Here is a 22,783-nt window from a genome sequence, read left to right as displayed (position 1 = left end):
ATCCGCAGATTTGTCAGCAGACCGGAAACCGTCAGCCGAATGTCGCGAGAATCCGACTAACCTCCTGCTGATTTCCGGCCCAAACACGGATCGATGGGGGCATGAAACCTATCGCGCCCCAGACTCCAGACAGGAACACATAGGCCGATTGCCCGCTGAACCAGTATGTGTGTGCACCGCCTGCCTCCGGCACTCGCCGAAGCCGAAACGGACTCGCCTCGATTAGCTCGACAGCGCCTCGAAGGCGATCCAGCCCTGCAAGGTGCATAGTGCCGGTCGCCGGCTGTTGCTCGGCGAGTTCGAACATGGAATCGCATTCAATTAACGAGTCAAGCGATGGGAACTCTGGCACCTCGTGGTAATCCACGCCAACGATCACCACTCCGTCGGCTGAGAGACAGGCACCCGCAGGTGATCCCGTCTGCACCGCATACAGGATCTCAAGCTCCTCCGTCGGATCCTCTGGCTCGCAGACCGGCGTGAAGAAGACGTCGGAGTCAAATAAGCCACTCGTGTAGGTGAGCCCTCCATAGCGTTCCTGGACAAACTCCAGCGTTGAAACGATCTTACTGTTCGGCTGAACGTAGACGGCACGGATCTCTTGGTCAAGATCGGCGCCAACAAGACCTCGATCAAAATCTTCACGGCTCGAACACCTACGCAGAAAATCCTGGGCGCGCTGGGTCAACCCTGATGGATTCTCACCGACGTAGTCGACCATTAGAGCACCTCCTATACGGTCGCACGAATCAGATGCCTCCGACACGTCCCGGCACATACTGCGGTACCGTATTCGTCGCCGGCGACCGCCGCAACGGCACCGGCGGCAACCGCCACCACCTGGGCCGCGGGTGGCAGCACCGCCGCCACCATGGCTATCCCGCCCGCGACCGCGGAGATGGTGCCCGCGTTGTAGACCACGGTCTTGACCGCCGACCTGGCGGTGTTGGCCACCACGTTGGCGGCTCGGCTGGCCGCATTCTTGATCTTTCCGAAGAAGAGGCCGTCGTGCCAGACGGGTACGACGTGCACACTGATCTGGCCGACGCGGAGCTCACGGTCAAGGAGCCGTCTCGAAGGACCGCGCAGTGGCCGTCTCCTCAGGCAACACGGCCACCAGGGGCAAGTGGTACACCAATTCCCTGGACGCAACCTCGGACGTCAAGGTTGATCGGCAGTGAGCGCAGCGATCGCAGCTGTTACCTGAGGGATCGCGAATAGCGACTCCAAGACCTGGATGCAACTATTGCCCTGCGCAACCAAGCCGCGCAATAGTTCAAAGGCCATCGCAACTTCGGGTGAAGCGACCGGGGGGCGCGCCTGAACGGAGAGCGGCTCCCCATTGAGCTGGGACCGAACAGATCTGGCGCTATGAACGACGCGGAGGCTCAGGTCAGCGTACGAGAGGCCGTACCGTTCAAGTACGGTCCGGGAGTTGTGCAGCTCCTCCGGTTCAGAAATTTTGCTCAATGCCAACTGATGGAAAATCGAAGCTGCGCCGAGCACGACCTGCTCCGCCTGAACACCCGCAGAGCCCTCTCGGACAGCCTGCCGGGTAGCCTCACCCTCCAGCGTTGAGAGTAGACCAAAGCTCCGCCCGTTGACCTTTCTCGAAACTACGTGGATGGGCCAACCCAGAAAGCGGCTCATCATATTCACGCGCAGTACGCCCGTCATCTCCAGCGAATCTATCGCAGGTGCCCATGGACGCTTGCCCTGGAATGGCTCGAGACGTCCCACCTTCAACAGTAGATCACTGCGATTGATGCCACTGCGCGCCAAGAACGCACTCGCCGTCGTCCCCTCGCTCATGAGAAGTGCGGTCAATACTTCGCGGTCGCCAACCCATGGGATGCCTCGTTCCTCAGAAGTTGATCGGGCGTCGGCCAGAACTTTCACGGCTCCTGCCGTCCAAGTGGGCAACACCGCAACATGTCGACCAGTTAGGGAATCTGCACTCTCGTGTGCAACCTCGCGAAGGATGGAACGAGCTTCATGAACGGAGAGTGGGTGCGCACTTCCTAGCCCCTCCTTGCCGTCGAGCTTCCGATCCACCGAATCCAGGAAATCGGACTTCAGGATGAGCTTAAGTAGAGGTATCTCACCCCCCATCCTTCGACAGTACTCGAGCAACATGTCACCCGATCCGACATATTCTTGACCGCCATGAGCCGCCCCTCTAAAGGCTGGCGAAAGGATCGCCATAACCGTCCACGAGGAGTAGTCGAGAACGTCCATCTTTGACACCCGTCGTCACGCCCGCGCCAAACCTTGGATATTTATAACCAAGTTCGTCGACCTTAAGGGAAAACTTACGCGGTGGTGGTGACCCCACCGCGGGCGTCAGTCGCGCTCGTGATCCGCCCGAGCCCGTCGTGGCTAATACGGGAGATGACGGTGTAGACAGGCCCGCCATTCCACGTGTCGAAGGTCTCCTCGCGGGTCACCATGCCCTTACTCGGGGTGGCGCCGTGGACGTCCGAAGCGTCGTGGTAGGTCCGGACATCGGAGATGACATCGACTGGCCGGGCGGGCGTTTCGCCGCATGTCTTGGCGACGGTCTCCACCCGGGACACCGCCGCGCGGATCCACGCGGTGCCGTTCTTGACGTACGTCGTGCGGGTGCAGGTCTCGTCGCCGGTACGGGCGGTGTCACCCAGATCAGACACCGTCCCCGGTTGGCCCTCACTGTCATAGGTGGTGCGGGTCTCGGTCCGCGCCCACACGTTCGACGCGAGCAGCTTGCGGGTCTTCTCCATGGACGGTCCGGTGAGGTACGCCCGGTCGGTGCCACCGGAGTGGCTGCGCGCGGCTGTCTGGCGGGTCCAACACTGCGAGGTGGACGCCTCGACAACCGCCGACCCGTCGAGGGACGCCTCCTCGGGCGGAGCGCCGGCCAGCGCCGCATGGTACGAGAACGTGTTGCCCTCGGAATCGGACACCTGTACGTCGCGCCGGCCACCGCCTGGCAACGGCTGGTCGTGCAGGCCGCGGTGGGAGCGCTTTCGAGTGGTCAGCGGTACGCCCCGACCCGGCTCGCCGACCTTGGTGACCACCTGGGAGTAGCCGCACCACTGCCCGTTGTTGGCACCGGCCATCCGCCCGTCGACCATCTGTGACGAGTAGTCCAGTGACATCTCGGGCAGCGGGCCCTCTGCCGGCGGCAGGCGCGGCGGGTTGGAGTAGGCGAACGCTCCGGAGCTGTCCCCGCAGTCCATGAACCCGATGCCTTTAGGTCCGTGGCCTTGTAGTCGCCCTCGTCCGAGGACTCGTCCGCGGTGATGGCGAAGACTATCGGTGAGGTGCAGGAGAGGTCGACCTTGGCCGACAACGCACTGGTGGCCGGGTCGTTGGCCACCTCAACCGGATCGGTCACCTGGCACTCCGACAGCTGCGGGGTCGTCGCCCGCACAGGCCGGCAGCCGCGTGAGGGTCAGCCGCTCAGCCCAACCCGCGCCGTAGATCTGTCGGATCTCGGCGTAGTCGAAGGCCGCCCCGACCGTCCCTGCGTCGCCGTTCACCACGACCACGGGCCGCTGACCCCGAGCCGGCGGGAGTGCTGCTCTAGCAGGCCAGCCAGGGCCGGCTCGATCCCCGTCGCTGTGGGATTCTCACCCGATGACCGACGTGATCTTCCGGGAGGCGGTCCGGGCCGACCTGCCCTCCGTCATCGCCCTGCTCGCCGATGACATCTTGGGCAAGGCCCGCGATTTCACCGAGGTCGACGACGCGTACGAGAGGGCGTTCGCCGCCATCGACGCGGACCCGCGCAACCAGCTGATCGTCGCCGAGCAGGACGGTGACCTGGTCGGCTGCCTGCAGATCACCTACATCCCCGGGCTCGGTCGGCACGGCGCCGAGCGGTCCCTGATCGAGTCGGTCCGGGTCCGCTCCGACCGCCGCAGCCAGGGGCTCGGCCGTGAGCTGATGGCCTGGGCGATCGACCAGGCCCGGCAGCGCGGCTGCGCCCTGGTCCAGCTCACCACTGACAAGACCCGCGACGACGCGCACCGCTTCTACCTGGGCCTCGGCTTCGTGGCCAGCCACGAGGGCATGAAGCTCGCCCTCTGACCGACCGGGGTCCGCGGAGCGCGGAGCGCGGAGCTGCGTCCTTGGGCGGCCCCCGTACCACCATGTCGCAGACGCTTTGGAGCTGATGTCGTAAACAAATCAGCGCACCGATCCGTTTACGACATCAGCTCCATAGCGAGCGCGGACCACCACCTCGCCTACTGCGGCCGAGCTGTGCGAGGCCGGCGCAAGCCCCGACGCCACAGCGAGCCCCAACGCCCAGCAAGCCCCGCCGCACAGCGAGCGTCCGCCGCACAGCGAGGGCCCGCCGCACAGCGAGGGTCCGTCGCGAAGCGAGGGTCCGTCGCGAAGCGAGGGTCCGTCGCGAAGCGCCCTGGCGTGCGGCAGCCGTCCGTCCGGCAGCGGTCAGCTGTCGACCAGGCGGCCGTCGCGCAGGGTGAGCACCCGGTCGGCGAGGTCGATCAGGGCCGGGTCGTGCGTGGCCACCAGTGCCGTCATGCCCCGGGCGTGCACCACCGCCCGCAGCAGGTCCATGATGGACCGCCCGGTCTCCGAGTCGAGCTGACCGGTGGGCTCGTCGGCGATGAGCAGGTCCGGCTCGTTGGCCAGCGCGCGGGCGACCGCGACCCGCTGCTGCTGCCCACCGGAGAGCTCGTAGGGGCGCTGCGCCGCGTGCCCGCCCAGGCCGACCAGTTCCAGCAGCACCCCGACCCGCTGCTCCCGCTCCGCGGCCGGCACCTGTGCCAGCCGCAGGGGCACGCCGACGTTCTCGGCGGCGGAGAGGATCGGCACCAGCCCGAAGGTCTGGAACACGAACCCGACGATGCCCCGGCGCAGCCGCAGCAGTTCCGCCTCGCCGGCCGCGGTCACCTCGTGCCCGGCCACCACGACCTGACCGCTGTCCGGCCGGTCCAGCCCGCCGATCACGTTCAGCAGCGTGGTCTTGCCCGCCCCGGATCGGCCGCGGATGGCGACCAGCTCACCGCGGTTGGCGCTGAACGAGACGTCCCGCACCGCGTGCACGGCGCGCTCGCCCCGGCCGAAGGTGCGGCTCACATTGCTGACCCGGACCACCTCGCCGGGGTGCTCCGTGGACGCACCGCCGAACCCGGCCGCTCCCGTCACCATCATGTCCCGACGGCTCACGCCCGTGCCTCCCGATCGTCCGTGGCCCGGTCACCGGGCCGTACCTGCACATGGTCAAGCTCCAGGTCGAGCCGAACCCGTTCCTTCATCGAGAGCGCGTCGACGAACGCGGCCGGCAACTGCATCCGACCGTTGCGGTCGAGCACCGCGTACTCCTCGCTGACCAGCTCGGTGTTGCCCTCCGCGTCGATCCGGGCGGTCCGGCGTACCTCGGAGGCGGTTCGGCCGTCGCGGATCGCGACGGTCCGGCGGACCTGCGTGGCGACGGCGTGGTCGTGGGTCACCACCACGATGGTGACGCCCAGCTCGGCGTTGATGGCGCGCAGCGCCGCGAAGACGTCCGCGCCGGTCGCCTCGTCCAGCTCACCGGTCGGTTCGTCGGCGAAGAGCACCTCCGGGTCGTTGGCCACCGCCACGGCCACCGCGCAACGCTGCTGCTCACCGCCGCTGAGCTGTCCCGGCCGCCGCTCCGCGCAGTAGCCCACGCCGACCATGTCGAGCAGTTCCCGGGCCCGCTTCCGGCGGGCCTTGCGACTGAGCTTGCCAGCCAGCTGCATCGGCAGCTCGACGTTCTCCAGCGCGGTGAGGTACGGCAGCAGGTTGCGGCCGGTCTGCTGCCAGACGAACCCGACCAACTCCCGCCGGTAGCTCAACCGCCGCTTGGCCGACAGCGAGAGCAGATCGTAGTCGGCCACCCGGGCGATGCCGGCGGTCGGCGTGTCCAGGCCGGAGAGGATGTTGAGCAGGGTCGACTTGCCCGAACCGGAGGCACCGACGATCGCCACCAGCTCGCCCCGGTCGATGACCAGGTCGAGGCCCTGCAGGGCGACGACCTCCACCCCCTCGGTCTTGAAGATGCGCACCAGGCCGTCGCAGACGATGTGGCCGCGCAGTCGGTCCTCCCCGCCGGCCCGCTCGGCGGCCCGTTGTGCGGCCCGCTGCTGTAGGACGGCCAGGTCCGGCATCGGTGCGGTCTGGGCGGTAGCGGTCATCTCAGCTCTCCTCTCCGAGCCGGAGCACCTCACCGAGGCGCAGCCGGCGGTTGTTCAGGGCTTCGACGACGACCGCGAAGCCGAGGGCGACCGCCCCGAGCGCGAACACCGCGACGACGAGACCGGGCTCGAAGGCCACCCGGACCGGTACGCCGCCGGTGAACGCGGTCAGGCCGAGCACCGGGTTGAGCAGCAGGGGCAGCACCGCCCCGACGAGCGCGCCGGTCAGCACCGACGTGCCGACCAGCGGGGCCAACTCGACGAGCAACAGCCCTCGCCACTGTCGGCGGGACAGGCCGAGGGTCCGCAGCCGGGACAGCACCTGACCGCGTGCTCGCGCGCCGGCGAGCACGGTGAACGCGATGGCGAGCAGCCCGAGCGCGGTGCCGCCGGCGGCACCGGCCGCGAAGCCGAAGGCCAGCACACCGTTGGCACCACCGTCGCCGAGGTCCCGCCGGACGCCGTCGCGGGTGTCGACCGTCACGCCGATGTTCCGTTGCAGGCCGGTCACCGTTCCGTCGCGCTGGTAGCGGTCCTGCCCCTGGTCGCCGACCTGGCGCAACACCTCCGCGTCGAGCCGGTCCCCGGCGACCAGCAGGCTGGTGGGCACGGGCTCGGTGTTACGGGCTGGCAGCGCCTGCCAGGGCAGGATCACGAACCGGCTGGTGCTCTCCGACAGCAGCGGGAAGCTCTCCTGCGAACCGGCGACCCGGAACTCGTACCGCTCGCCCTGCACGGAGACGAACGCCGAACGGTCCAGGCCCGCCCGGGTCAGGTCGGCGGCGACCGCCGGGGAGACGATGGCGGGCAGCGGTCCCGCAGCGGGCTGGGCGCTCGGCAAGGCGGCCGGTACGGGCAGGTCCACACCGGACTCCCGGCTCACCGCGCTCAGACCCGAGCTGTCCACCACCAACACCGCCACCGGAGCGACCCGCGCGTCGGTGCCGAGTGCGTCGGTGGCCAGCCGCTGATCCGGCTCGTCCAGCAGCCGGGTGACGGCCCGAACCCCGGGCAGCGCACTCAGCGCGTCGAGGGTGTCCGGGGCGAAACGTTCGCCCCGGACCACCGCGTCGCCGGGAACGATCCGCTCGACGGCCCGGTCCCGGCTCGCGTCGACACCGGCGGCGACGACGGCGCAGAACGCCGCCGTGCCGATCGCCAGCACCACGACGACCAGCGGGGCTGCCACTGCGGAGCGGCCGGCCCGCGCGGTGCCGAGGAACGTCACGCTGCCCCGGGTCCGCGCGGCGAGCCGGCTGACCAACCGCAGAGGCCAGGGGTACGCGCGCAGCGCGAGCACCGCCGCGGCGATCGCGAGCAGCACCGGCACCGACACCAGCAGCGGGTCCACCTCGCCGAGGGTGAGGCCACGTCGGCGCAGCAGCACCGCCGCGAGCCCGGCCAGCAGCAGGAGGAAGACCTCGATGGTGAGCCGGCGCGCTGACGGGCGGAGCCGGACCAGGTCCCGGCGGGCCGCCCCTCCGGTCGGCACGGCCAGCGTCGCCAGCGGCAGCGCGAGGGTGACCAGCACGGTCGCCGCGGCGGCATACGGCGCGGTCGAGTCCGGGGCACCGGGGAACAGGGTGCCCAGCCACCAGCCCAGCGCGGCGGCGACCGGCACCACCAGCAGCGACTCGGCGAGGCTGCGCCGGGCGCCGGCGGTGGCCGCACCCCCTCGGGCGCGCAGCAGCACGAACTCCGCGCGGCGTCGGCGGGTGGCGAGGGTGGCCGCGAGCACGATCAGCCCGGCCAGGGTGGCGAGCACTCCGGCCGCGATCACCGCGAGCAGGGTCCGGGCGGCGTTCAGCTGGGCGGCGAACGCCCGCAGCGGCACGTCGAAACCCTGGGTCAGGGTGAGGTCCGACGGGGTGCTGCGCTGCATTGTCTGTAGGCCGTCGATCAACTGGTCCAGGTCGCGTGCGTCGATGGAGTCGACGCCGAGTCGGTACCGCCATTCGGACCGAATCGGCCAACCCTCCGCGGCCCGCTTGTTGAAGACCGACTGGGCGACCATGCCGACGACGATCTTCGGCTGGCCATCGCCGATCGGTTCGGTGATCCGCAGCGCCGGCGGCAGCCCGTCCCACATGCCGTTCGCTCGGTCGGTGGGGCGGAACAACCCGGCCACCAGCACGGGAGACGGATCGATGATGTTGCCCTTGGCGTCGGTGTGGCCGATGCGCAGTTGGCTGCCGGCCCGCAGGTTGAGCTTGCCGGCCACGTCGACATCGAGTGCCACCTCGATCGGCCGGCTGGGAACGTACGTCTCGCTCGGCCACGCCCCCTCGACGAGGGTGCTGCTCTCCTTGTCCTGGATGCCGGGCATGACCCGCAGGCCCAGGTCGACCAGCAGTTTGCCGGCCACGAGGTCCGGGCCGGCCACCCGGGCCGGTGGGATCTCCACGCTGTGCCAGCGCTCGGTGACCGCCGAGCCCACCTGCGGCGGCATCTGCTCCGCCAGGTCGTCGAACCGCTCGCGAGCGGCTCCCGTGGCGGTCTTGATCGAGTTAAAGGGCGTCTCGCCAGTGGAGTACGAGATGTCTCGGCGGGCGGGCAGCTCATTGTTCAGCTGCGCCCGCAGACCCTGTTCAGCGAGCCGGTTGACGAGCCGGGGCACCCCGCTGACCAGCAGCGTGACCACCAGGGTCAGCACCGCCAGAAGCAGGAACTGCCCGCCGTACGCCCGGACCCGCCGGGCGGCCGCGCCGACGCTCATCGTTCTCCCCCGATTCGCAGCTGCACCGCCGCCACCCGCTTGCGGATGCCGGTGGCGATGAACGCGCTGAAGGCGAGCGCCGCCAGCAGTAGACCCACCGCGGTCAGGCCAATCGGCACCCAGGGCAGCACGAACGTCGCCGCGGGCACCGGCCGACCAGCGGCCGGGGTGAGGATGACCAGGGGGGCCATGGTGGCCCCCACCGCGGCGCCGAGCAGCAGCCCGACACCCACGCCGATGCCGGCCAGGAAGGACTGTTCGGCCAGCAACGCCCGCGCCAGCAGCCGGGGTGTCGCGCCGAGGGTGTGCAGCACCGCGAACTCGCCGAGCCGGCGCCGGGCGGTTGCCCACACGTCCACCATCAGCCCGACGAGGGCGAGCAGCACCGCGCCGAGCGCGGCGGCGAGCATCCCGGTGCGGGAACCCTGCCAGTACGGGTCGTCGGCGGCCGACTCGATCACCGCTTCCCGGTTGAGCACGGTGACACCCGGCAGTTCGCTGGCCGCCCGTGCGGCGGCTGTCGCGTCGCCAGCACCGATCCACCACTCCGGCACCGGACGTATCGTCCCGCCAGCGGCGATCAGCGCGTCTGCCGCGGCGGGCAGGTCGAGCAGCACGCCCTCTCCGGTGGTGGTCGGCACGGAGGTCAATTCCCCGACCAGTCGCGCCGGCACTGACACGCCGGAGAGGTCCAGGGTGAATTTGTCGTCGACGCGCAGGCTCAGCGCATCGCGTACCCCGGCGGTCATCAGCACCGGTACGGCCGCGGCCGGTGCGCCCGGTACGACGACGAACCGGGTCGAGTCCTGGGAGGCACGCTCCCCGCCGGGATAGTCGAGCAGGTCGCGGCTTGCCACGAGCCCGGCGGCGCCCGATCGGACCGGCACGCGCGGCCCTCCGACCCAGGTCGTCGCCCAGTCGCCGGTCAACTCGGCTGGCCGGGCCTTGCCGTCGGCGTCGACCAGCGTCAAGCCTTGCACCTGAAGCCCGTAGGTGGTGCCGGCCCTCGGCCCGCCGTCGGCTTCGAACCCGGCCAGCCTCAGCCGCGCCTCACCCACATCCGGTAGCTGGGCCGTGAAACGCGTGGCCCGTCCGTTGCTCGGGGCGTTGCCGGCCGGCAGCCGGAAGGCGAGCCCGTCGTCGCTGGTGACCAGCAACGCCACCGCGATCTGGTGGGACCGGACGGACCCCTCGACGGGGGTGCGGACCGTGCCGGTGATCGCGCGGGTGCCGGCAGGCAGTTCGATTCCGACAGGGGCGCCCCGGGCCTGGACCATCCGCTGGTAGTTGTCCGACACCGGCACGTCACTGAGGCGGTCGTCGAGCCGGACGACGCCGGCCGCGCTGGCCGGGTCGACGCCGATCACGGTCACCGGCAGGTCCTGCCGACCGACCCGTACCTCGTCCCGCCACGCGGGCAGTACCCGGTTCACGCCCGGCAACGCGGCGAGCTGACCGGCTCGGGCCAGCGGGGCGGAACCGGACCGCTCGGTCACCCGCAGGTCGGCGCCGACCGTGTGACTGGCCTGCTCGACCTGGGACCGCTCACCGGTGCTGATCAGGGACCAGGCGAGGGTGCTGCCACCGACGGCGAGGGCGAGCAGCAGCACCGGCCCGGCGTGTGGACGCCGGCCGGCCTGCCACATGCCGAACATGGTGGCCGTCCACGGCCGCCGGTCGACGAACCGCTCGGCGAACCGGGTGAGCGGCGGGAGCACCCGCAGCGCCAGCACGGCACCGGCCAGCACGCCGAGCGTCGGCGCGGCGACCAGCAGTGGGTCGAGCCCGAGCCGGCCGTCCGAGCCGGCCAGCGGTGAGGCGTACCGGCGCAGTTGCACCCAGGCGATCAGGGCGAGCGCCACCAGCACCAGGTCGACGCTGGCCCGCTGGACGCTCGCCGCCCGGTTCGGCCGGGACCTGGCGGCCATGTCGGCCACGTAGGTGCCGGCGCCGCGCAGCGTGGGCGCGACCATGGCCACGAGGCAGCCGGCGGCGGTCGCCGCGGCAGCCGCCCAGATCAGGGTGGTGTTGCCGCCGGCCGTGGACAGTTCGGCCGACCCGCCGGGCCGGACGAACCGCAGCGCCTCCCCGGCGATCACCGGCCCGAGCAGGGCTGCCGGGGCGATCACCAGGGTCGCCTCCCGGGCGGCCAGGCCGGCCAACTGTCGGCGGGCGGCGCCACGGGCGCGCAGCAGCGCGGTCTGCGGGCGGCGGTCCTCGTGCAGCAGCGCGGCGACCAGCACCAGCGCGTACCCGCCGAGCACCAGGATGAGCAGCAGCGGGGTGGCCAGCGAGGATCGGCCCACCAGGTCAGCGCGGCCGATCCGGTCCAGCAGCAGGTCCATCTTGGTCATCGACTGCGCCGACGTGCCCAGTTGCGCTGCTTCGGGCACCGCCGTCACGGCCGCCGTCATGGCGTCCCGCACGGCCGGCAGGTCGCCGACGTCGACGCCGCCGAGGTCCGGTTCGGCCAGCCAGGAGACCGTCACCGAGCCGGGGAAGGTGGCCGCGAAGTCGGCCGGGTCCAGCACGAACGGCCCGTACGAGGTCCCCGAGCCGGCGCTGCCCGCACCCACTCCGGGAGCCAGCAGCCAGTACGCCTCGGTCGCGTCACGGGGCCGCCAGGTGCCGGCGAGCACCACTTCGCCGGCCCGCTCGGTGGCGCGGTCCCGCAGCGGGATCCGCGCTCCGGCGGTCAGGCCCAGTGCCGTGGCTACCCGTTCCGGCAGGCTCACCTGGACCGGCGTCGAGCCGGCCCGGGGCCATGCCCCGCTGGTCAGCTCGGCGTGCTCGGCCAGGCCCTCCATGGTTGCCAGGTTCGCGAAGATCGGGTCGTCGCCGGCGCGGGACACGGACCCGAGGTCGCCGGTCAACTCCCGACCGGTGCCGTACCGGGCAACGGCGACGGTGACCGGCACGCCGGCGAGCCCGTCGGCGAACTCGGCCCGCACCGCCTGGTCGCGGGTGGCGAACTCGGCGGCGTCGCGCCCGCCGGAGCCGCTGACCAGCAGGCCGCGCTCCTCGGCCGGCGACGCGGCCACCAGCGCCCGCTGCCCGGCGTCCACCGCGCGGCGGTTGTAGTCGGACAGGCCGGTGACCAGCACGACGGCGACCAAGGCGGCGATCACCGCGGCAACTAGCAGACCTCGCGCCTCGCGGGCCCGTCTCCACACCAACTTCATCCGACGCCTCCCCTGGCCCTGGCGGACCGACGACCTTCAAGACAGGTCATCCACCGGGAAAGGTTCGCGCCCGTTACATGATCGTTATTCTGGGTAGTCGGCTCGGCCCGTGCGGCCCATTCGCCGGGCTACCGGCCGCGCCGGGCCGTCCGTACCCCGAAGACGACCGCGCCCACGACGAGCGCGGCGCCCAGAAACTGCAGGCCGGGCGAGTCGTCAGCCTCTCCGTGCACGATGCCGGCAACCCCGAGCGCGGCGGCGAGGACGGCGAAGAGGTACGTCATTCGTCGACCCACTCCAGGAGGTCACCGGGCTGGCAGTCGAGCACCCGACACATCGCTTCCAAGGTGCTGAAGCGAACGGCCTTGGCGCGACCGTTCTTGAGCACGGCCACGTTCGCCGGGGTGAGCCCGACCCGTTCGGCGAACTCGCCGACACTCATCTTGCGCTTGGCCAACTCGACGTCGATGCGGACGATGATGGGCATCAGATCACCGCTTCCATGTCGGTCCGCAGCGTGGTGGCCTGCCGCAGCAGCGCACGCATCACCACCATCAGGAGCCCGGCCACTGTGACACCCACCGTCAGCAGGAACAGCAGGACCGGCAGGCCGGGATCGTCCGCGTTCAACACGACGTAGAGGAAGACGGCGACGAGCACCACCCAGGCGGCGGCGATGGCCCACACGATCGCGTCCACCCACTTCAGGGACGCCTCGGTGAAGATGCGGTCCTTCTTGACCAGGTTCAGCAATTGCCAGGTGCAAACGATCACCACCTGGACGCACAGCACCCAGAAGACCGCCACGGCCGTCGCCGGCCATCGGAGGTACGCGTCCTGCGGCGACTCCTGCGCCATGTGCGCGAACTGCCCCGGCAGGGAGAGTGTCTCGAACGGGATCAGGACCCCGAACAGCACCACGAGGAAAACTCGGAGAGCGGCTACCGCTCGACGCTCGACAACCATGCATCGATCCTCGCTCGCTACCTATCGAATGTCAATCGGTCGCGCAATGTTCGGCACGCACTCGCCCCGATAGCGTGGGGTGGCGGATCGAGAGTCGACCCGGCAGTTTTTCCGGCCGTCCCCGTCACGACCGACGCCGAACCGGACATGGAGTAGACGTGAGCTCCACGACCGAGCACGAGGACCGATTTCGACGCGTCTACGCGGCCAACTTCGAGCCGCTGCTGGCGTACGCGATGCGACGCGTCGAGCAGCCCGAGGACGCGGCCGACGTGGTGGCAGAGACCTTCCTCGTCGCCTGGCGGCGCAGCCGTCACATGCCACCCGACACGGAGGTACGGCCGTGGCTGTACGGCGTGGCCCGGCGGGTGCTCGCCAACCACCACCGCAGTGGGCTGCGCCGAGGGCGGCTGGGCGACCGGCTGCGTCAACGGCTCAGGGCCGTCATCGTCGCCGACCCGGGCAGCGAGGTGCCCGAACGGCTCACGGTCCGGGCCGCGCTGGCCCGGCTCGGTGAGCAGGACCGGGAGTTGTTGATGCTGACCTTCTGGGAGGGCCTGGAGCCGCGCGAGGCCGCCGACGTCCTGCGCATCAGCCCGGCCGCGGCCCGTACCCGGCTGTCGCGAGCCCGGGCCCGGCTGCGACAACTGGTCGGTGACGATGCGGACCCACCCGGACATGTATTCGACGTCCTGGCCGTACGCACCCCGAAGGAGGGCCGATGACTGACGCGCACCTCGACCGCATGGTTCGCGACGCCGACCCGTACCGACCCGAGGTCGTTCAGCACCTCGACGGGGCCGCGCAGAACCTCCTGGAGGAGATCATGTCCACACCGACCCTCGAACCGGTCGCCGAACCGTCGGCCAGACGCCAGAGGAAACGCCGCGCGCTGCTGAGCGGCCTCGCCAGCGCGGGTGTCGCCGCCGTCGTTCTCGGCGTGGTCGTCACCGGCTCGATCATGAACGCGGATCGGCCGGAGGACCGCCCCTCCACCCCGGCGGACACCTCCGATGACACGAAGCCGATCACCGACTGGGCCATGGTGCTCAAGGCGGCCGAGGAGAACCCACGGTTGCTGATCGACCAGCCTGGCTGGAAGGCCACCTCCGTCTACGGCTTCACCGAGAAGGACGGTTCGATCACGTTCAGCAACAACGATCGGGAACTGGAGATGAACTGGTACCCGGCCGACGTGTACGACAGCTTCCACGAGGATCGGCTCCGGGTCAGCGAGCCGGCGCAGGTGACGGTCGACGGCTGGCCGGCCGAGCGGTTCCAGTACAACGAGGGTGACTTCGCGGTCATGCTGAAGCCCCGCGAGGGCTCCTTCGTCGAACTCCGGACCGGCGGCACGTGGACGCGTGCGGCGTTCGACGAGGTCCTCGCCACCGTGGTCCGCGTCGACGCCAAAACCTGGTTGGCCGCGCTGCCGGCCGAGATCGTGACGCCGCAACGGGCGACCGAGCAGGCCGCCAAGGTGCTCGCCGACGTGCCGCTCCCCCCGGGCTTCGACGTCACCGCGTTGGGCGGGCTCGGCGCCAACGACGCGTACCAGTTCGGTGCCAAGGTGACCAGCCGCGTCGGCTGCGCCTGGATAGCCGAGTGGCTGCGCGCCAAGAAGGCCGGCGACGACGACGCTCTCCGGCGCGCCGGTGACGCGCTGCGCAGCAGCCACAGGTGGACGGTGCTGCGCCAGATGAACGACGAGGGAGACTGGCCGGAGGTGTTCTGGGAGACCGCCGACGAGGTGGCCGCCGGCAAACCGCCGGCCAAGTACCGGGACTCCCTCGGCTGCGAGTAGGGCCGGAGCCGGCAGAGCCGACGGGCGGGCGGCATCAGGCATGACATCTGGGGCGGGGCGCCGGGGATCAGCGCATCCTCGGCGCCCCGGTCACGTTCGCCGGTGGTAGTGGTTGCGGCGCGGGAGTTGGTCGGGGTCGAGCCAGGCCGGCGGCACGAACTCGGGATGGCCGTCGTCGCCGAGCCGGACCGCCCAGTCACTCTGGTGGACGTGTCGGTGGTGGTGGCCGCAGAGCAGGACGGCGTTGTCGAGGCTGGTCGGGCCGCCGTCGGCCCAGTGGCGGATGTGGTGGGCGGCGCACCAACGGGGTGGCCGGTCACAGCCGGGGAAGGCGCAGCCGCCGTCCCGCAGCACCAGGGCACGCCGCAGCGGGCCGGTGATGAGGCGGCGCTGCCGGCCCACGTCGAGGACCTGCCCGGCGCCGCCGAGCACGGCGGGAAGGATCGCGGCGTCGCAGGCGAGCCGACGCACCGTGTCGGGCGTGAGCTGCACGCCGATGTCGAGGGTGCCGCCGCGCAGTTGCCGGGTCAGCCCGTCGTAGCTGGTGGTGACGACGATCTGGGCGGGGTCGCCGCCGTTCTCGGGCAGGTCGCCGGCGCGCAGGGCGAGCCGGCACACGTCGGCGAGAGCGTCGTGGCGGCGCTGCCCCGCGCTGCGGGTGTCGTCGGAGCCGGAGGGCGCGCTCAGCGGGTCGATGGCGGCACGCAGCAGCGCGGCGGCCTCCGCGTCGAGGGTGCCGGCGAGCCGGAGCCGCCCGCCGGCCTGCTCGGAGATGGTGACGTGCCGGTCGCGGGCCGCCCGCGCGGCCTCGGCGGCGAGGGCCGTCGCCGCGGCGACATCGGCGACGTCGGGTGCGACGTGGTCGAGAATCCGCGCCCCCATCCGGCGCAGCAACGACGGATCGAACTGCGCGGCCCACTCGACCAGCACGCCGACCGCCTTGCCGGCGACCTCTGGGCCCGCGGACGTCGACACCGTGGCGGCCGTGTCGGCGATGACCCGGGCCTGCTCCACAGTGACCGCCCCGGTCGCGAGGGCGCTCCGCACGGCCGGCGGGGCGGCGTCGACGGAGGCGGCGAGGCCGACCAGCCGACGGGCGGATGCGACGTCGAGTCGCAGGCGATGGCGCAACCACACGGTCGTCGACGACGCGCCCTGCGCGACCGCGGTGCCCCGACCGTCCAACTCCCGAACGAGGGCCAACTGCACCGCCGCCAGCCGCTGTTGGAGCCGGTGCGTGGCATCGAGCGCCGCGATCAGATCACGCTCGGGCAGGGCCCAGGCAGCGGCGTCGGCGCACGCCCGCACCGCGCTCTCCGCCCGCGCCAACTCATCGATCACACCCAAACATTAGAACAGGTGTACGACAACTTCCGGGCGATGCGGAACCGCTTTGGTGCGGGCGTTGACCCCCCCCTCGCTGCCGCGACACCGACAGCCCTACCGCCAGTGGGCTCGCAGGTCAGGGTTTGTCGTCGTCGGGGGTGCGCTTGGCGCGGCTGGGCTGGACCCGCTTGGGCTCGCCGGGCATCTTGGGGTGGTCGGGAGGGTACGGCAGGTCGCCCTGACCAGCGGCGGCGTCCCGCTCGGCCCACTCCAGGAGCGGGGTGATGTCCCACGGGGCGTCGTCGATGCCGGCGTGCGGGTCGCCCCGCTCGGCGAGCCGGGCGGGCACGCTGCGGAGGTCGAAGTCGTCCGGGTCGACGTCGGGCAGCTCGTCCCAGGTGACCGGGGTGGAGACGGTGGCTCGCGCGGTGGCCCGCAACGAGTACGCGCAGGCGATCGTGCGGTCGCGCGCCATCTGGTTGTAGTCGACGAAGACCCGGCTGCCGCGCTCCTCCTTCCACCAGGCGGTGGTGACCAGGTCGGGCTGGCGGCGCTCCACCTCGCGGGCCAGCGCGATGGTGGCCCGGCGCACCTCCGTGAACGTCCATCGGGGTTGGATGCGCAGGTAGACGTGCACGCCCCGGCCACCGGAGGTCTTCGGCCAGCCGGTCGCGCCCAACTCGTCGAGGAGCGCGCGGACCTCCCCGGCGGCACGGGCCGCGTCGGCGAAGTCGGTGCCGGGCTGCGGGTCCAGGTCGATGCGCAGCTCGTCGGGGCGGTCCACGTCGGCGGCGCGCACCGGCCACGGGTGGAACACGATGGTGCCCATCTGCGCCGCCCAGGCCACGTGCGCCAGGTCGACCGGGCGGAGTTCCGCCGCGCTCCGGCCGCTCGGGAAGGTGATCTCCGCAGTGGAGACCCAGGGCGGGACGCCCCGGGTCGGCACCCGCTTCTGGAAGAACGCCTCACCCTCGACGCCCTCGGGGAAACGTTGCAGCGTGGTGGGCCGGTCCCGCAGGGCGCGCATGATGCCGTCGCCGACCGCGAGGTAGTAGTGGAAGACGTCCGCCTTGGTGAAGCCCCGCTGCGGGAAGATCACCCGGTCTGGACTGCTCAGCCGTACGCTGTGCCCGGCCACCTCGACCTCGGTGACCGCTGCCTTGGTGCCAGCCATCTCGCGACCTTATGCCACACCCCCGACGTTCGACGTACCGTTGACGGGTGAGTCTTGACGACAACGAGCTGCCCCAGACCGAGGACGAGTGGCGCGTCCGGCTGACCCCCGAGGAGTTCCACGTCCTGCGGGAGGCCGGCACCGAACGCCCGTGGACCGGCGAGTACGTGGACACGAAGACCCAGGGGGTCTACCACTGCCGCGCCTGTGGGCTGGAACTCTTCGCCAGCGACACGAAATTCGACTCGCACTGCGGGTGGCCGAGCTTCGACGACGCCATCCCGGGCCGGGTCAAGGAGATCGAGGACCGCAGCCTCGGCATGGCCCGCACCGAGATCCGCTGCGCCCGCTGCGACAGCCACCTCGGGCACGTCTTCCACGGCGAGGGCTTCACCCCGAAGGACACCCGGCACTGCGTCAACTCGGTCTCCATCCGGCTGGAACCCCGCTGACCTGAGGCCAGCGCGCGAAGCCAGGGCACGAAGCCAGCGCGCGAGGCCAGGGCACGAAGCCAGCGCGCGAGGCCAGGGCACGAAGCCAGCGCGCGAGGCCGGAAGGCGAGCGGCCTCCGCGCGGCGGGAGGTGCGCCAGCGGCGTACCCCGGTCAGCTCCCGGTCAGCAGCTCGACCTCGGCGGTCCGGGACCGCTCGATCCGCCGGGCCAGGTCGCGGACCTGCTCGTTGCGGCCGACGTCGATCTGGGCTCGGGCCAGGTCGGCCGCCGCCCGCTGGTGGTCGGCGAGCACCTCGCGCAGCACGCGGTCGACGTCGGCGTCGGGTGCGGCCCGCAGCCGGTCGAGCGCGGCGTCGTCGCCGTGCCCGGCGTGGTCGTGCCCGGTCACGCCGGCGCCCGGCCCGGCCGTGGGCAGCCAGCCACGCATGGTCGACAACTCGTCGGCCTCGGTCACCTCGACGGCGGCGGCCAGGGTGCGCAGCGCGTCGTCGCGCAAGCGGCCGCCCGCCAGCCGGACGATCTGCAGGGTGCGTTCGCTGTGCCCGACCATGGTGTTCAGGAAGACCACGTCGATGCCGCTCAGCGGGCCTTCGGCGGCCGATCCGGCTGTCGACGGCCCGCCTGCCGCCGACCCGGCCGGGGCCGCGGGAGCCGGCTCGGGCGCGGCCGACGGGGACGCGGACGGCCCGGCGCAGGCGGCGGCCAGCAGCAGCGCGGCGACCAAGGGCGCCAGCGGGGTCGCGCGAGGCATGGCGGGTGCTCCGATCACGCGTGGGCGGCGACACGGGCGCGGCCGGGGCCGCGCCCGTGCGGTCAGACCTGAAGCCAGAGCGCCGGTACGTTCGGCGGCTCCCAGCCGAGGATCGCGGTGTGCGCCTGCCGGCAGCGGTACGTGCGACCGCCGTAGGTGACCTGGTCGCCGACCTGGTACGCCCGGCCGGCCGTCCAACTGCCGCCCGGCGCGGGCGGAGTCGTCGGCGCGGCGGTCGGGGTGGGCCGCGGCGTGGGCGAGGGGGTCGGCGAGGGGGTGGGCGTGGACCCGCCGCCGCCGCCGATCTGCACGTCGATGCAGGAGTAGAACGCGTTGGCGGTGTCGGAGATGTTCCACACCGCGAGGATCTTCTGCCGGCCGGAGTAGCCGCCGAGGTTGACGGTGTGCGAGACGGTGGCGCCCGGCTGTTGGCCGTTGCCGTTGACCACGGCGACCCGGCTGTTGCCGATCCAGTACTCCCAGTTGCTGGTGGCGTGCCGGGCGGTGTTGACCCAGGTGAAGGTCAGCGAGCTGCCGACCGACGTGGCCGGCCAGCCCCGGTTGTCGTCGTTGAGGACGGCGAACTGGGCGATCCCGGCGTTGCAGCTGCGCAGGCCCTTCGGCCCCTCCACGCTCTGCGGCTCGTACTTGATCTGCCCGCAGTCGGGCACCCGGCCCTGCGCGCAGAGCGCCTGCCGGCTCGGCGGGGCGGAGACGTAGCCGTGCGCCTGGGCGGGCGCGGCGACGGTGAGGGTGGCGGCGACAGCACCCGCCGCCACCAGCGGGACGGTGATTCTTCGACGCATCGGGGCAGCTCCTTCTCGGTGAGGTGCCCCTCAACGTAATTTAAACTTTGTTAACAGTAAAGAGCCTGGTCAATAAATCCATCGATGTCGGCGAGTTTGTTGTCGGGGTCGCGGCGACCCAACGGACGACACGCCAGAGCCGACACGCCACCCGTACCGGTCGAGCGGCGGCGTTCGGCCCACCCGACCTTCTGCGCCGGGGCAACCTGATAGCACATGTCCTGATACGGGAGGTTTTCCATGGCAACGTGCGAGGTCTGCGGCAACGACTACTGGATGGCGTTCGAGGTACGCACGGTCAGCGGCGACGTGCACACCTTCGACTCGTTCGAATGCGCGATTCACCGCATGGCACCCATCTGCGAGCACTGCGAAATCAAGATCGTCGGGCACGGCGTCGAGGTCAACGGCCGGTTCTTCTGCTGCGGGCACTGCGCCCGATCCGTCGAACGCACGGAGGGCGCCGAGATCCGGGACGCCGTCGGCGCCCGCCCGGCCTGACGCGGCCCGCTGCGGTACGGTCGTCGTCATGCGGCCTTTCCTGGGCGTCCTTCCCCCGCCGCGCTCCTGATCGGAGCGCCGCGCCTCACGCCGACCGGGTGACCCACCCGCTCGGCCATTTCGCCGTACGCGCTCCGTCGACGTCGTCCCCGTCAACGGCTCACCCTTCGGAGCGCATCCGTGTCCACGTCCCGTACCGCGTCGCCGGCCGCCCCTGCCCCGGCCGTCCTCCGGGCCCGCACCGGCCTGATCCAGATCACCGTCACCGGAGTGCTGTGGGGCACCACCGGCGTGGCGGTGCAACTCCTGCGCGAGAGCACCGGGCTCAGCCCGGTGAGCATCGGCTTCCACCGCCTGGCGATCGCCGCGCTCGTCCTGCTGGCGTGCACCGCCGGCCGGCTCGGCGCGCTGGTGGACGCCCTGCGCGCGGCACCCCTGCCGCTGGTGATCACCGGCGTCGGCCTCGGCCTCTATCAGGCGCTCTACTTCGCCGCCGTGGCGCTGGCCGGGGTCAGCGTGGCCACCGTGGTCAGCCTGGGCCTCGCCCCGGTGCTCGCCGCGGCCTGGGAGTCGGCGCACGCCCGCCGGATCCCCGGCCCGCTGCGCCTCGGCACGCTGGTCGCCGCCGTGGCCGGCCTCGCCCTGATCACCATGGCCACCGCGCAGCCCACCACGGCGGCGCCGGCCCCACTGCTCGGCCTGCTCGCGGCCGCCGGCTCCGGCCTCGGGTACGCGGTGACGACCCTGATCAGCCGGCAGGTGTCGCAGCACACCGCACCCATGACGCTGACCACCATCTCCACCACCGTCGGCGCGCTGACCCTCGCACCGTTCGCGCTTGTCGCCGGCATCGGCGTACCGGCCCGCGTCGACGCGGTGGCGCTGCTGCTGCACCTCGGTGTCGTCACCACCGCCGTGGCGTACGCGCTGTTCTACGCCGGGCTGCGCACCACCCCGGGCAGCGTCGCCGCCGTGCTGACCCTGCTCGAACCGTTGACCGCGGCGGCGCTGGCCGTGGCGCTGCTGCACGAGCCGCTACCGCTGCCGGTGCTCGTCGGCGGCGTGCTGCTGCTCACCGCCGTGGCCGCCACCTACCTCAGCCCCAGCCACCCGGAGACGCCCTGACCGCCCCGGCCCGGTGGGGCCTACCATCGGTGCGTGCCCCAGCAGACCACCGAACTTCGCACCGCCTTCTTCGCCGACCTGGACGCCCGCACCTTCCACGACCTGCTCAAGCTGCGCACCGACGTGTTCGTGGTGGAGCAGAACTGCCCGTACCCGGAACTCGACGGTCGGGACGTGGAGCCGGGCACCCGGCACCTCTGGCTGACCGACGGCGACGCTCCCCTGGCGTACCTGCGGATCCTGACCGACCCGGGCGACCTCGCGCGGATCGGTCGGGTGGTGGCGGCCCCGGCGGCGCGCGGCGGCGGGCACGCCAGCCGGCTGATGACCTCGGCGCTGGAGATGGTGGGCGACCGGCCGTGCGTGCTGGACGCCCAGTCGCACCTGGTCGCGTTCTACGCCCGGCACGGCTTCGAGGTCAGCGGCCCGGAGTACGTCGAGGACGGCATCCCCCACACCCCGATGCGACGCGAACCCATTGACCGCTGACGATTTGCCTGGCATTGTGCCGGGTAACGCCGTCGCAGGAGCCAGCGAACAGGCACGGGAGTGGGCACTCCCGGCAGTCCGGGTGTCGTCGTCCGACCTCATCCCCCCGGGGGCTCCATGTCCACTCTCATCCGATCACGACGCGTGCTCTGGTTGTTCGCCATCGCGGCAGCCATCACGCTCCTGCTGACGACCGCACTGAGCACCATGCTGGTCCGGCCCGCCGCCGCGCACGGCTCGGTCGTCGACCCGCCCTCGCGCAGCTACAGCTGCTGGCAACGCTGGGGCGGCGACTTCCAGAACCCGCGGATGGCCACCGAGGACCCGATGTGCTGGCAGGCCTGGCAGGCCGACCCGAACGCCATGTGGAACTGGAACGGCCTGTTCCGCGAGGGCGTGGCCGGCAACCACCAGGGCGCCATCCCCAACGGTCAGCTGTGCAGCGGCGGGCGCACCCAGAGCGGTCGCTACAACGCCATGGACACCGTCGGCGCCTGGAAGACCACCTCGGTGTCGAACAACTTCCGGCTCCGCTTCTTCGACCAGGCCAGCCACGGCGCCGACTACATCCGGGTGTACGTGACCAAGCAGGGCTTCAACGCGGCCACCCAGCCGCTCGGCTGGAGTGACCTGGAGTTGGCCGGTCAGATCGGCAACACCCCGGCGTCGCAGTGGAACCCGGACACCGGTGGCGTCTCCATCCAGATCCCGGTCAGCGCACCGGGACGCAGCGGCCGACACATCGTCTACACGATCTGGCAGGCCAGTCACCTGGACCAGTCGTACTACCTGTGCAGCGACGTCGACTTCGGCGGGTCGTCGACCCCGCCGCCGACGACCCCGCCGCCCACCACGCCGCCGCCGACCACTCCTCCGCCCACGACTCCGCCGCCGACCACTCCCCCGCCCACCACGCCCCCGCCGGCCGGAGCCTGCACGGCGTCCTACCAGGTCACCGGCCAGTGGGCCGGCGGCTTCCAGGCTGAGGTGCGGGTGACCGCCGGCAGCTCGCCCGTCCAGGGCTGGTCGGTGAACTGGAACTACGGCAACGGCCAACAGGTCGCGTCGTCGTGGAACGCCACCGTGACCACCAGCGGCACGCAGGTCACCGCGCGCAACGTCAACTACAACGGCGCCCTCGCTGCCGGAGCGAGCACCACCTTCGGGCTGCTCGGCTCCTGGAACGGCAGCAACCCCGCTCCGCTGGTCTCCTGCACAACGACCAGCTACACCCGTTACGACCTGGCCCTGATGCGGCTCTCCAGCACCGTCAGCACCTCGACGGTGAGCCTGGCCAGCAGCAACCCGCCGATCGGCTCC

Annotated in this window: 22 protein-coding genes and 1 pseudogene; 8 read left to right on the top strand and 15 right to left on the bottom strand. The window is 71.3% G+C overall.

Annotation, left to right across the window (positions count from 1 at the left end; genetic code table 11):
• Window positions 1–31: 31 nt before the first annotated feature.
• The 4 genes from ABZ808_RS13225 to ABZ808_RS13210 form a co-directional block, all read right to left on the bottom strand.
• Window positions 32–721, bottom strand: a complete 690-nt coding sequence (locus ABZ808_RS13225; RefSeq protein ID WP_357004948.1) for a hypothetical protein — start codon at window positions 719–721, stop codon at window positions 32–34.
• 11 nt (window positions 722–732) lie between these two features.
• The gene (locus ABZ808_RS13220; protein WP_357004945.1) at window positions 733–1,032 is read right to left on the bottom strand and encodes a hypothetical protein; all 300 of its coding nucleotides are present in this window, start codon (window positions 1,030–1,032) and stop codon (window positions 733–735) included.
• A 129-nt stretch (window positions 1,033–1,161) separates the two neighbouring features.
• Entirely contained in the window at window positions 1,162–2,238 is a 1,077-nt protein-coding gene (locus ABZ808_RS13215; RefSeq protein ID WP_357004942.1) for a hypothetical protein, read from the bottom strand.
• Between the two features lie 74 nt (window positions 2,239–2,312).
• The gene (locus ABZ808_RS13210) at window positions 2,313–3,218 is read right to left on the bottom strand and encodes a hypothetical protein (RefSeq protein ID WP_357004939.1); all 906 of its coding nucleotides are present in this window, start codon (window positions 3,216–3,218) and stop codon (window positions 2,313–2,315) included.
• A gap of 400 nt (window positions 3,219–3,618) precedes the next feature.
• On the opposite strand from ABZ808_RS13210, the gene ABZ808_RS13205 reads away from it, so the two are divergent.
• A complete protein-coding gene (locus ABZ808_RS13205; protein ID WP_357004936.1) occupies window positions 3,619–4,071 on the top strand; it encodes a GNAT family N-acetyltransferase in 453 nt (150 codons plus the stop codon).
• A gap of 366 nt (window positions 4,072–4,437) precedes the next feature.
• Here ABZ808_RS13205 and ABZ808_RS13200 read toward each other — a convergent pair whose 3' ends face one another.
• The 7 genes from ABZ808_RS13200 to ABZ808_RS13170 all read right to left on the bottom strand — a co-directional run bounded on the left by ABZ808_RS13200 (window position 4,438) and on the right by ABZ808_RS13170 (window position 13,034).
• On the bottom strand, window positions 4,438–5,160 hold the full coding sequence (locus ABZ808_RS13200) for an ABC transporter ATP-binding protein (protein ID WP_357006733.1): 723 nt from the start codon (window positions 5,158–5,160) through the stop codon (window positions 4,438–4,440).
• A 14-nt stretch (window positions 5,161–5,174) separates the two neighbouring features.
• The gene (locus ABZ808_RS13195; protein ID WP_357004934.1) at window positions 5,175–6,170 is read right to left on the bottom strand and encodes an ABC transporter ATP-binding protein; all 996 of its coding nucleotides are present in this window, start codon (window positions 6,168–6,170) and stop codon (window positions 5,175–5,177) included.
• A gap of 1 nt (window position 6,171) precedes the next feature.
• On the bottom strand, window positions 6,172–8,886 hold the full coding sequence (locus tag ABZ808_RS13190) for an FtsX-like permease family protein (protein ID WP_357004930.1): 2,715 nt from the start codon (window positions 8,884–8,886) through the stop codon (window positions 6,172–6,174).
• Complete coding sequence (locus tag ABZ808_RS13185) at window positions 8,883–12,068, bottom strand: ABC transporter permease (RefSeq protein WP_357004928.1); 3,186 nt, start codon at window positions 12,066–12,068, stop codon at window positions 8,883–8,885. The genes ABZ808_RS13190 and ABZ808_RS13185 overlap by 4 nt, the downstream gene beginning before the upstream one ends.
• A 128-nt stretch (window positions 12,069–12,196) precedes the next feature.
• Window positions 12,197–12,352 (bottom strand): hypothetical protein, encoded by a 156-nt coding sequence (locus ABZ808_RS13180; protein ID WP_357004925.1) that lies wholly within the window; start codon window positions 12,350–12,352, stop codon window positions 12,197–12,199.
• Complete coding sequence (locus ABZ808_RS13175; RefSeq protein WP_053653506.1) at window positions 12,349–12,555, bottom strand: helix-turn-helix transcriptional regulator; 207 nt, start codon at window positions 12,553–12,555, stop codon at window positions 12,349–12,351. Before ABZ808_RS13175 ends, ABZ808_RS13180 begins: the two co-directional genes overlap by 4 nt.
• Window positions 12,555–13,034 (bottom strand): DUF2975 domain-containing protein, encoded by a 480-nt coding sequence (locus ABZ808_RS13170; protein ID WP_357004923.1) that lies wholly within the window; start codon window positions 13,032–13,034, stop codon window positions 12,555–12,557. Before ABZ808_RS13170 ends, ABZ808_RS13175 begins: the two co-directional genes overlap by 1 nt.
• A 158-nt stretch (window positions 13,035–13,192) precedes the next feature.
• Here ABZ808_RS13170 and ABZ808_RS13165 point away from each other — a divergent pair, with 158 nt between their 5' ends.
• Both ABZ808_RS13165 and ABZ808_RS13160 read left to right on the top strand, forming a co-directional pair.
• A complete protein-coding gene (locus ABZ808_RS13165) occupies window positions 13,193–13,759 on the top strand; it encodes a sigma-70 family RNA polymerase sigma factor (protein ID WP_357004920.1) in 567 nt (188 codons plus the stop codon).
• The gene (locus tag ABZ808_RS13160; RefSeq protein ID WP_357004917.1) at window positions 13,756–14,838 is read left to right on the top strand and encodes a hypothetical protein; all 1,083 of its coding nucleotides are present in this window, start codon (window positions 13,756–13,758) and stop codon (window positions 14,836–14,838) included. The genes ABZ808_RS13165 and ABZ808_RS13160 overlap by 4 nt, the downstream gene beginning before the upstream one ends.
• Window positions 14,839–14,928: 90 nt before the next feature.
• Here the strand turns inward: ABZ808_RS13160 and ABZ808_RS13155 are convergent, their stop codons facing one another.
• Both ABZ808_RS13155 and ligD read right to left on the bottom strand, forming a co-directional pair.
• A complete protein-coding gene (locus ABZ808_RS13155) occupies window positions 14,929–16,179 on the bottom strand; it encodes a DUF222 domain-containing protein (protein ID WP_357004914.1) in 1,251 nt (416 codons plus the stop codon).
• A gap of 121 nt (window positions 16,180–16,300) precedes the next feature.
• Window positions 16,301–17,338, bottom strand: a complete 1,038-nt coding sequence (ligD, locus tag ABZ808_RS13150; RefSeq protein WP_357004911.1) for a non-homologous end-joining DNA ligase — start codon at window positions 17,336–17,338, stop codon at window positions 16,301–16,303.
• 47 nt (window positions 17,339–17,385) lie between these two features.
• Between ligD and msrB the strand changes: the two genes are divergently transcribed.
• The gene (gene msrB / locus ABZ808_RS13145; RefSeq protein ID WP_357004907.1) at window positions 17,386–17,790 is read left to right on the top strand and encodes a peptide-methionine (R)-S-oxide reductase MsrB; all 405 of its coding nucleotides are present in this window, start codon (window positions 17,386–17,388) and stop codon (window positions 17,788–17,790) included.
• A 152-nt stretch (window positions 17,791–17,942) separates the two neighbouring features.
• Here msrB and ABZ808_RS13140 read toward each other — a convergent pair whose 3' ends face one another.
• Both ABZ808_RS13140 and ABZ808_RS13135 read right to left on the bottom strand, forming a co-directional pair.
• Complete coding sequence (locus ABZ808_RS13140) at window positions 17,943–18,542, bottom strand: DUF305 domain-containing protein (RefSeq protein ID WP_357004904.1); 600 nt, start codon at window positions 18,540–18,542, stop codon at window positions 17,943–17,945.
• Window positions 18,543–18,604: 62 nt separating this feature from the next.
• On the bottom strand, window positions 18,605–19,348 hold the full coding sequence (locus ABZ808_RS13135) for a lytic polysaccharide monooxygenase (RefSeq protein WP_357004900.1): 744 nt from the start codon (window positions 19,346–19,348) through the stop codon (window positions 18,605–18,607).
• A 240-nt stretch (window positions 19,349–19,588) separates the two neighbouring features.
• Here ABZ808_RS13135 and ABZ808_RS13130 point away from each other — a divergent pair, with 240 nt between their 5' ends.
• The 4 genes and pseudogenes from ABZ808_RS13130 to ABZ808_RS13115 all read left to right on the top strand — a co-directional run.
• Entirely contained in the window at window positions 19,589–19,849 is a 261-nt protein-coding gene (locus tag ABZ808_RS13130; protein WP_053653495.1) for a hypothetical protein, read from the top strand.
• Window positions 19,850–20,029: 180 nt separating this feature from the next.
• The gene (locus ABZ808_RS13125; RefSeq protein WP_357004897.1) at window positions 20,030–20,974 is read left to right on the top strand and encodes a DMT family transporter; all 945 of its coding nucleotides are present in this window, start codon (window positions 20,030–20,032) and stop codon (window positions 20,972–20,974) included.
• A 33-nt stretch (window positions 20,975–21,007) separates the two neighbouring features.
• Complete coding sequence (locus ABZ808_RS13120) at window positions 21,008–21,463, top strand: GNAT family N-acetyltransferase (protein WP_357004894.1); 456 nt, start codon at window positions 21,008–21,010, stop codon at window positions 21,461–21,463.
• A gap of 117 nt (window positions 21,464–21,580) precedes the next feature.
• Window positions 21,581–22,690: pseudogene (locus ABZ808_RS13115) on the top strand (lytic polysaccharide monooxygenase); the annotation flags it as partial.
• Between the last annotated feature and the right edge of the window lie 93 nt (window positions 22,691–22,783).

It is taken from the genome of Micromonospora sp. NPDC047527, from assembly GCF_040643015.1.
Classification (GTDB): Bacteria; Actinomycetota; Actinomycetes; order Mycobacteriales; family Micromonosporaceae; genus Micromonospora.
This window is presented reverse-complemented; position numbering and strand designations above follow the sequence as displayed.